This window comes from Terriglobales bacterium (assembly GCA_035937135.1).
In the GTDB taxonomy this organism is placed as follows: domain Bacteria; phylum Acidobacteriota; class Terriglobia; order Terriglobales; family Acidobacteriaceae; genus DASYVL01.
In genome coordinates, this window is record DASYVL010000088.1 from 1 (window position 1) to 2267 (window position 2267).

At 65.3% G+C, this 2267-nt stretch carries 2 protein-coding genes; both read right to left on the reverse strand.

From position 1 onward, the window contains the following. Positions 1–942, reverse strand: a 942-nt coding sequence (locus VGQ94_05410; protein HEV2021946.1) for a sodium:proline symporter, incomplete at its 3' end; no start/stop codon positions are given. Positions 943–1420: 478 nt separating this feature from the next. Continuing rightward, on the reverse strand, positions 1421–2267 hold an 847-nt coding region (locus tag VGQ94_05415), incomplete at its 5' end, for a M28 family peptidase (GenBank protein ID HEV2021947.1).

Sequence of the window (2267 nt, forward strand, 5' to 3'; positions counted from 1 at the left end):
CTGCTTGGGATAGAGCACCACCGCCACCAGCGCCGTCAGGATCCAGGGCCAGGGGCGCAGCGCGTAATGGGCCACGTTGAACCACAGGGTCGCGCCCAGGGAGTGCTTTTCATTTTTCGCGCAGAAGATGCGCTGCGCGATGTACCCGCCGCCGCCCGGCTCCGCCCCCGGATACCAGCTCGCCCACCAGTTCAGGCTCAGGTACACCAGAAACATCAGGAACCATCCCGAGGTCCAGTCGGGAGCAAAGGCCAGCGAGCTTCCCTGCGCCAGCGCGGCGTCGTGCAGCGCGATCTTGGTCTTGAGCGCGCCCAGTCCTCCCACCGCCTGCACCGCGAAGATGGCCAGCAGGATGACCATGGTCATCTTGAGGACGAACTGCAGCAGGTCGGTCCACAGCACCGCCCACAGCCCGGAGATGGCGGTATAGATGAGGGTGAGCGCCAGACAGAACATCACGGCATGCAGCTTGCTGACGCCCAGCGTGAGGCCCAGGATCTTGGCCATGGCCAGGTTCACCCAGCCCATGATGAGGGTGTTGACGGGCAGCGCCAGGTAGAGGGCGCGGAAGCCGCGCAGGAAGGCGGCGGGCTTGCCGGAGTAGCGCAGCTCGGCGAACTCCATGTCGGTGAGCACGCCGGCGCGCCGCCACAGCCGCGCGAAGAAGAACACGGTGAGCATCCCGCTCAGCGCCATGTTCCACCACAGCCAGTTCCCGGCGATACCGTACTTGTAGACCAGGCCGGTCACCACCAGCGGCGTGTCCGCGCCGAAGGTGGTGGCCACCATGGAGGTCCCGGCCAGCCACCAGGGGACTTTGCGCCCGGCGATGAAGTAATCGCTGACGCTGCCGCTGGCCCGCCGGTAGTACATCCACCCGATGAACAGGTTGACGGCGAAGTAGCCCGCGATGACTACCCAATCGATGAGCGAAAGCTGCATCGTTCTCTCCGCCTAGTGAGCGCGCCCGCGCTTTCCTGACTGCCACTCGGGCCATAGGCCCAGGGTTTGCATCTGCTGGTCGAGCCGAAACGCAGCTTTCATGACGCAGGATTAGAACCCAACGCGGAGGAAAAGAGAAACAAAAACCATCGCCGTTCACGCTGTCATCCTGAGCGCAGTCGAAGGACCCCTGCCCCCGGCATAATCTCCAGGGCTGTCATCCTGAGCCCGCCTGGGCGGGCGAAGGACCTTGCGTTTGCCTTTGACTTTGACTTTGATTTTGACTTTGATTTTGATCTGTCATCCTGAGCGAGGTCGGAGCGGACGCGACGGCCGAGTCGAAGGACCCCTACCCTGCCACAGCGTGGAAGCGCGCGCCAGGGCGTTCTCGCGGCGCAGCAGCCCTGTCATCCCGAGCCCTTGCCGGGCGAAGGACCTTGCGTTTGCGTGTGTGGAAGCGGGCGACCCACCCGCGCTGCTACTGGCCCAGCATCCGCACGCTCTCCAGCACCACGTTGCCGACGATCTCCAGCGACCGCGGGCTGAGCTTGTCGAGCGTGTCTTCTTTGGTGTGCCAGAAGGCGTTGCCGTAGCCATAGTCGAAGTCGATCAAATCGGCCACGGGGACGCCGGCGCGCGCGAAGGGCCGGTGGTCGTCTTCCACCTCGATCTCGCGGCGGAAGAAGTGCGACTGGTAGCCCAGGCGCGTGGCTGCCTGCTCGATCACGCCGAGCAGCGCGGGGGTCGAGTTGGAGTCGCGCTCGATGTTCAGGTCGGCGTCGCCGATCATGTCCAGCAGGATTAAAGCCTTGAGCTTCTTCGCCGTGCCGTCCTTCTGCCACTTCTCCGCCAGGTGCCGGCTGCCGTAAACGCTGTCGGTCGCGCTCCATTTCTGGAACGCCTCTTCCCCGTCCAGCCACACCACCCACACGCTCGGCCCTTCGCGCTTCCCTCCGCGGAATTGGTTGGCCAGCTCCAGTAGCAACCCGGTCCCGGAGCCGCCGTCGTTCGCGCCCAAAAAATCCTTCTGGCTGAAGATCGTGTCGTAGTGGGTTGCGATGACGATCACGCCGTCTTTCGTCCCGGGATAGCGCGCGATGTAGTTGCGCATGGGGAAGGCGCCGGCGGGGGTGGTGGCGGTGAACTCGTCCGTTTCGACGTTGTCGCTCTTCAGATGAGCGCGCAGGTAGTCCTCGAGCTTGCGATGCCCGGAGCTGCCCACCGGCCGCGGCCCCATGCCGACGATCTCGCCGACGTACTGCATGGCGCGCGCCGGGTTCACCCGCGCGGCCGCTCCGGCGGGCGCCGCCGCGGCAGCTGCGGGC